The 6,888-nt window shown below is 54.4% G+C and carries 5 protein-coding genes; 2 read left to right on the top strand and 3 right to left on the bottom strand.

Going from position 1 to position 6,888, the window contains the following annotated elements:
* Positions 1–506 precede the first annotated feature (506 nt).
* Complete coding sequence (locus ABJP42_RS09010; RefSeq protein WP_348339991.1) at positions 507–2,594, bottom strand: ATP-binding protein; 2,088 nt, start codon at positions 2,592–2,594, stop codon at positions 507–509.
* A complete protein-coding gene (locus ABJP42_RS09005; protein ID WP_348339990.1) occupies positions 2,594–3,895 on the bottom strand; it encodes a sugar ABC transporter substrate-binding protein in 1,302 nt (433 codons plus the stop codon). Before ABJP42_RS09005 ends, ABJP42_RS09010 begins: the two co-directional genes overlap by 1 nt.
* Before the next feature lie 444 nt (positions 3,896–4,339).
* Here ABJP42_RS09005 and ABJP42_RS20750 point away from each other — a divergent pair, with 444 nt between their 5' ends.
* Positions 4,340–4,624 carry a DUF6538 domain-containing protein gene (locus ABJP42_RS20750; protein ID WP_490363205.1) on the top strand — a complete coding sequence of 95 codons (285 nt, stop codon included), beginning with the start codon at positions 4,340–4,342 and terminating at the stop codon, positions 4,622–4,624.
* Between the two features lie 166 nt (positions 4,625–4,790).
* Here the strand turns inward: ABJP42_RS20750 and ABJP42_RS09000 are convergent, their stop codons facing one another.
* A complete protein-coding gene (locus ABJP42_RS09000; protein WP_348339989.1) occupies positions 4,791–6,407 on the bottom strand; it encodes a hypothetical protein in 1,617 nt (538 codons plus the stop codon).
* Between the two features lie 240 nt (positions 6,408–6,647).
* Between ABJP42_RS09000 and ABJP42_RS08995 the strand changes: the two genes are divergently transcribed.
* The coding region (locus tag ABJP42_RS08995) for a hypothetical protein (RefSeq protein ID WP_348339988.1) at positions 6,648–6,888 on the top strand (241 nt) is incomplete at its 3' end.

Genomic DNA, 6,888 nt, shown 5'->3' with positions numbered 1-6,888 from the left:
GGGCATGCCTTGTCCCATCAGTACTTCAACCTGCCGTAACTTCACGACGATCTCTTCCGGCTTGGGTCTCTTAATGGCCATACTTGGTCCTCCGCTTTCCTAACTATAGGGGCGGACCACTTCAAAGGGGGAAGCTCAGGTGCTTCAACCTAAGTACTACACATGAAAACATTAAGTTACGTGAATGTTATAAGTGCGCACAGAACAAATCAAGTGGTCGTAACGTCCACATTGTTTACACCTGGGTTGCATAGTCCAAAGGCCGCCTGTGTGCAGCGTTTGCGTTCAGGCGTGTCTCTCTTTGCCTACGAAAGTCCCACGAAAGGCCTCTCGCTAATCTACACCACTCCTCATTCATGTACTGGCTTTCAATTACTCAATCCGTTTTGCCGGTACTCACATACTTGAATTCGATCATCGTGTGGAGGCGGAACCGCGTTGGCCAAAAGATGGGCGCAACACGGGAAGCTGGCATACACTCCATGCTTCGCGCCATTTTCACATAGTCATGGTTTTAGAACACGACGAATGGCAGCTGCGAGATCATTTTTTGAGACAGGTTTTGTCAGCACATTGGTTTTGTAGGGCGTTGCCAGATCCGCTAAGGTATCGCCTGCATAACCAGTGATCAGGATAACCTCGGCCTTGTTGTCCATGACTTCGACGGCCATGGCAATATCTGTTCCCTGAATGGAGCCCGGCATGACTATATCCGTGATCACGAGATCAAAGGTTGGATCTCCGGACAGTCTTTCCAAAGCCTCTTTTCCTGTCGCTGCGGTTTGTACGTCATACCCAATAGAACTTATTTGCCGGGAGAGCACTTCACGCACCATCTCATTATCCTCCACCAGCAGGATAGAGCCGCGGCCGCGGTCAAGAGGCGCGTCGCTGAGGTCGGACGACTGCAGGCTCTCTTCTGATAACGGAGCGGCCGGAAAAATCAGTTCAATCGTTGTACCAAGGTCAGGAGTGCTGGTAATCGACATACTTCCGTTGGATTGTTTGACAAAACCATGCACCATCGCTAGCCCCATTCCAGAGCCTTTTCCAACCTCCTTTGTCGTGAAGAAAGGTTCGCAAACCTTCGCGCGAATGTCCTCTGTCATACCAATGCCAGTGTCACGAACACTGAATTTAACCAATCGTTCCGCGCCTGAAACGCCTTCTTTGCTCTTAAGCTCAACATTGGTGCAGGAGAGTGTCAGCTCCCCACCGTGCGGCATAGCGTCCTTGGCGTTCAGCGCAAGGTTCAGCAAGGCATTTTCCAGCTGCCCCCGATCCAGTTTGACCTGCCAGCACTGTGCCTCTTCAGGCAACAGAATTGAAATATTGGCAGGAAGTACTCTCGCACTCATTTTGTGCACGCTGTTCAGCACATCAACCGGGGCAATCAGTTCTGGGGTCAATGAGGCCCGCCGACCAAAAGACAAGAGATCCCGGACGAGCGTGGCCCCGCGTTCAGTTGCTTTCTTCGCTCCAGACCGAAAATCCGCGTAGTTCGGATCGGTTTCGCAATGCTCAGGCATCAGCTCGAGGTTTCCCAGAATGACTGCCAGCAAATTATTGAAGTCGTGGGCGACACCTCCGACCATGCGCCCCAGAGCATCCATTTTCTGAGCTTCCAGGGCATAGGCTTCAGCTTGCTTGCGTTGATCGATCTGATGCTCCAAATCGACTATTGCGGCCGCCAAACTTTGGGTTTTCTGCGCGACGAGGCGCCGCAGAATGAGCAAAAAAACACCCGCCAGAGACAGCAGCACAAGGGCAATTGCAAAGGCTGAAAGCACCCAGAAGGGCAGGGGGATGGGAACGATCGTTGCCCACCGTCGCTCTGCATGCTGGAACGCTGAGCGAAAAGTCGTTTGTTGCTGGTAAATTTCCAGGTTGATCGCATCTACGAGCCCTGGTGCCATCTGTGGCGAAGTTGCGAAATGCAGGGAGTAGGTCCCAAAAGGGATCTGTGCAATATAGGTCGTTTCTTTGTTACGCGCTTCTGATGCCGCGATGAACCTATTGACGATTCCGATGTCTGCGTCGCCTGCAGAGACGGCATCCAAAACCCCTTCCATTGAAGAGGTCCAAATTAGTTGCGCGTTCACACGCTGCTGTTGCAGGTGTTCAGTGACACCGCTTTCTTGAATGCTGTTGGCCATAACAGCGATCCGTTTGCCCTCAAAATCGTCCAGGGTCTCCAATGACACATCCTTTGAGACAACGATCGCGAACCAACTGTAGAGCAGCGGCTGTTCGACAAACTGGAACCTTTCTGACCGTTCTTGAGTAAACGCGATATCGGGCATGAGATCGATCTCACCCGCCTCGAGCATTTCAAGACAGACCGACCATAGGCAATCCACATATTCGACGTCGTAGTTTAGATTTCCAAGAACCTCCTCGGTCAGCTCGGGCCAAAATCCCGTGGGAACGTTGTTCTTGTTTCTGAAAATCGTGGGCGGGTTTTCGTATTGAGCAACACGTAGCGTATCTGCATGCGCAGGCGGACCCGCGAGAATACTTAAGGAGCAAAGCGATAGGGCTGCGCCGAACTGAAACCAGATTCTCTGTCTAAATTTGAGGCCGCTTTTGCTCATCAATTTGAATATCCATTGTTGCGTTTAATATCTGCATCAATGTCGTCGGCCGCCGCATCCAGGATGGTCTTGGGATCGGCCCCGCCTGCGATATCCACCAAGGCGTGCTCAAACACTTTGGACGCAACAACATAGCCGGGAGATTGTGGGCGAACACGACCATAGTCACGCGCCAAATCAAAAAAGGGTGCAAGCACGCCATCGGGGCCGTATGATTGTGTTTCTGCTGCCGCACTAATGGTTGGCGGAATTATTCCTAGTGCGTCTGAAAGGGCAATCAAGTTGTTTGCCTCTGCAGCGAACCGAATAAAGGCAGCCGCACCATCAGGGTGATCGGAAAAAGAAGAGACCGCAAACTGCCAGCTGCCGGCGCCAATGACCGGGCCCTGACCCATGTCTGGTGGAGGTAGGATCAGAAGATCTTCGCCGATGATTGCCAGCATCTCGAGGGCTTCCCAATTGCCAGACAGGCGGAGCGCATATCGCCCATCGAGGAAGTCTGCAGCCCGGCTCTCTTTGGATTGATCCAGGCCGGGAACCAGATCGCGAACAAACAAAGACTGCCACCATTTCCCAAAGGCGATGCCACCAGGGCCGTTCAGGGAGCCCTGAGCTGAAAGATGGGTCTGCCGGTCTATCAGGTCGCCGCCAAAACTGTTCAGAAACGAGCCGAAGGCATATGAATACCACTCTCCCCTTTGGGCGAGTCCTAGATCCAAGGGGTATGCGAACTCGCCGGAGGCTTGCAGTGCGAGTAAAGCCTGATCAAACTCCGCCTTCGTCCAGGGGGTAGTGTTTGTTGGGATGCGAATGCCGTGGCGATCCAAAACAGAGCGTCGCCCAACTATTGCAATAGCTGCTTCCCAAAGGCCAAGACTGTAGAGCTCACCATTCCACCGCCCGATGGTGGATGGCAAAAACTCTTCGACGAGAGAGGTTTCAATGGGCAACGGTTGAAGGTAGCCCTGCCACACCCAGTTTGGCAGAATGGGCAGGTCAACATCCACGATGTCTGGCAAATGCCCCCGAGCAGCCGAAGTCACAACCGAACTGTTGTAGCCCTGTTCAAAAAAGCTCTGTGTGACAACTCGCCAATCAGATTGACTGTTGTTGAACTCGGAGACAATTTTTTCGATCTCAGTCCTCTCGGCTGGGTTGCCCGCGCCATGATACCAAAGATCCAGTTTCGTCTGAGCAGTCGCTACCGAGGAAAAAAAGGAAGCCAGCGTGCAAACAAACACGAAAACAACTTGGCACCGCATGAATGACCTCGAGAAAAAGCTTAACAAAACCAGGAACACTTAGCCCGGAGATTGAATAGTTCGCAAGCACGGCAATCACGGAAGGTTGACTTGGTGGCCTTGTAGCCACTTTTTTGCGCAGAGGGCATTTGTGTTTTTCGAAGATTTTTGGGGAGAAATCTGGCTGACGGGGAGGCAAATAGCGGGTTAGCAGCGGTTGAGGAATTGCAAGAAAGGTCTGCCTGGAGGGGGCTTGAAAACTGGATGGGCAAAACCAAGAAGTGGGCAATCCGAAAACCGCCAACTCCTTTGGTTTCTACTCCAAATTGGAGAGTATTGCTCTCCAACCTACTATGAAAACAAACAGAATTGTTCAGATTTGTAATCAGTAGGTCCGCGGTGCGAGTCCGTGTGGGGGCACCATTTATCATTGAAATTGCAGTACTTTCATGGTGTTAGTGGTTATACCACTACACAAACGCTACACATTTTGTGGTGGCGTACATGAGGATCGCCTTGGATTTACCGCATCTCAAACCCGCTACAGCAACAGCAAATGCCAAATATCGTAGGCGTGTCCCTGAAGATCTCCGAGGCGTTTTTGGGAAAAATGCTGTGGAGTGGTCTCTTGGTACAAAAGATCCCGCCGAAATCTATGAAGCTTGGAAGGTTGCTCACGCCAAGTATGAAGCAATGGCGGGTAGGATAAATCCGTCCGGGGAAAGGGGAAGAACGCTCAGACCCCGATTGGTGCAACAAAGCCCTTCGGACGTGACAAGGCCATTCTAAAACAAAGGGAAAGGATCAAAGAAAAGACGCTCGAAGCGCGCCGCTTGCATCACAGGCAACGCGCCGCATAATCAAACCAACCAGATGAGCCAAACCATCTCTTAGTTTAGGCAGCCTGTGGTTCCAAAAACTCTGACGACAGACAGACCACGCATCGCACGGAGCGCTATGGGGCAAGCACTGCGCGGCGCGCCATGAGCAACTTGGCAACATGGGCAAAGGTGCTGCAGGGCAGATAGGCGTGCGGGGCCGGAAACCTGTCCAAAACAGCGTCAAACTGGCCCATGTCATAGATCGCCCAGGCAAGCTCGTTGTGCCAATAGGGCGGCAGCATTCTCCCTTCGATCCGGTCGCCCTCGCTGAGATCGTGAAAGAGGGGGCGGTCCCTCAGAATAAGGGACCTTTTCAGCCGCTCCCAAGTGTCCAGGTAAAGCGGCTCTGAGACGCCTTCTGAGCCGATACCTATGGGGCTTTGGCCGCCTTGCCGCAGGCTCAGTGGACTAGGGGGATGGTCAGGGTAGACCTCCCGTGGATCGTCGAGGATGTGACACCAGGGCAGTCGAACAGCTCTTGCAGATGCGTGTAGGGACAAGGGGGCAGGCTGTGTTGAAACTGGCGGCGGGAAGGGCATGGGGGCGGGGCCTGGCAGGGGTGAAGAGGGGCCGACTTCGGATGGCCAAAGGTCCGTTGGCCGGGGATCAGTCTGCCAGGGATCAAGTGGCCAGGGCCCGTCTGGCTGTGGAGTTAGCTCTGGCTGCTGGCTGAACTGCGGATTTACACCGGCCCGTGCTGCGGCCTCGGCCATTTCGACAACATCCTCGTGGGTTGCGAGCCGCAGCCCCAACCGGGGCAGAACCTGTGAAACGTTACACGCAATGGCGCGTTCGGCCAGTGGGTCAGTGTCGCTTTCGCCGGCAAAATGCAGCCCAACCGCCTTTTTATCCCTAGGGCTGCACCAAACCGAGCCACTGTCGCCGGGCTCGGAAATCTCGATGTCCTTGGTGGTATTGTCAGTCTCTGGAACCAGTTTGAAGCCGGCGATGTCGCGGGGCTCGAATTGGCCCTTTTGCACTTCGTAGCTCACCCGGTAGATGCCTTCCCCGTCGACCCGAGCAGAAGTGTTCCTGGTGCTGCGCCCCTGCTTGGTGAGCACTTCATTCAGTCGCGGTTTGCGGTGGCCGCTCATCGCTTCAAAACTACCATTCTGAATGGGCAGCCAGGGCCGGGCGTTACCCAGATCGGCCACGGCGGCATCGCCGTCAAAATCCAGTATCCAGCGCGAGAGCCGCGCAATTGCATCGCGCTTGCGACCGCCATCCATCCGTCCAGGTTGAAGGATGGGATCTCCGCGACGCGCCTCTGGCCCGGCCAGCACATGCCAATTGGACAAAACACCGGGCCGTCCGGTTTCCTTGTCGATGACAATGGCCCCAAGAGTGCCGGCGCCATTGTTCAGCCGTCCCACCGAAAGCCCGCCCATTAGCACAGCAGCTCTATGCCGCGGATTGCCGGAGGCCTTGCGTGGCTTATAGTTTCCTTCGATTACATCAAGCGGAATGCCGTTGATCTCTTTTGGGAATACTTCCGTGTCACTGAGCTCGGCAACAGGGATCTTGGCGGTGATATGAACGCGCACCACCTGTTCATCGCTTTTTTCCTCGCCGCGCCAAAGGGTGCCAACATCGGCGCCGGTGAAATTGGGGCGATGGCGGTAGCGTTTGTAGACTTTGAGCATCGCCGCATCGAGCTCTTTGCGGGTGAATTTCTTTTTCTTTTTGGTCATGATTTTCTCCCCTGTGATTTGCCAATCAGCTGACGACAGCAGACGTGAAACAGACGTGACGCAGACCGGAGACCATCTGGAGAGCGCTCGGGGCTGGTCAAATCTGCCCAGACCTGGCTTCGCTTTCCAGGGTTTCACGTTGAAGTCACGCCCAAAGCCCTAGGGTGGTGCGCAGCACCCCCCCCATGGTGGACTTCTGGGCTTTTTCCGCTGGGGCTTTAACGCAAGGAGATCGGTGACGTGGTATTTCGGATGGAGGAACGTGTCAGCGGAATGCGACGCCTTCAAAACCCCTATGCGCCGGGTATCCATATCCTGGGGGCTCAGTTGTCGCCGCGCTCAGATTGGCTCAGTGCCCCGCGTATTTTTGTCGCCGGGAAGGGGCTTTCAGAGGCAGAAGGCATGGTTCGCCTGCTCGGCGAGGCCGCTGAAAGGGACGCAATACAGATGCGGCGGGGCGACCATGAATGCGCCTTGATGG

It is taken from the genome of Pseudophaeobacter sp. (assembly GCF_039971195.1).
Taxonomy (GTDB): Bacteria; Pseudomonadota; Alphaproteobacteria; order Rhodobacterales; family Rhodobacteraceae; genus Pseudophaeobacter.
The sequence above is the reverse complement of the archived record's forward strand: the minus strand, read 5'-3'. Positions and strand labels throughout refer to the sequence as shown.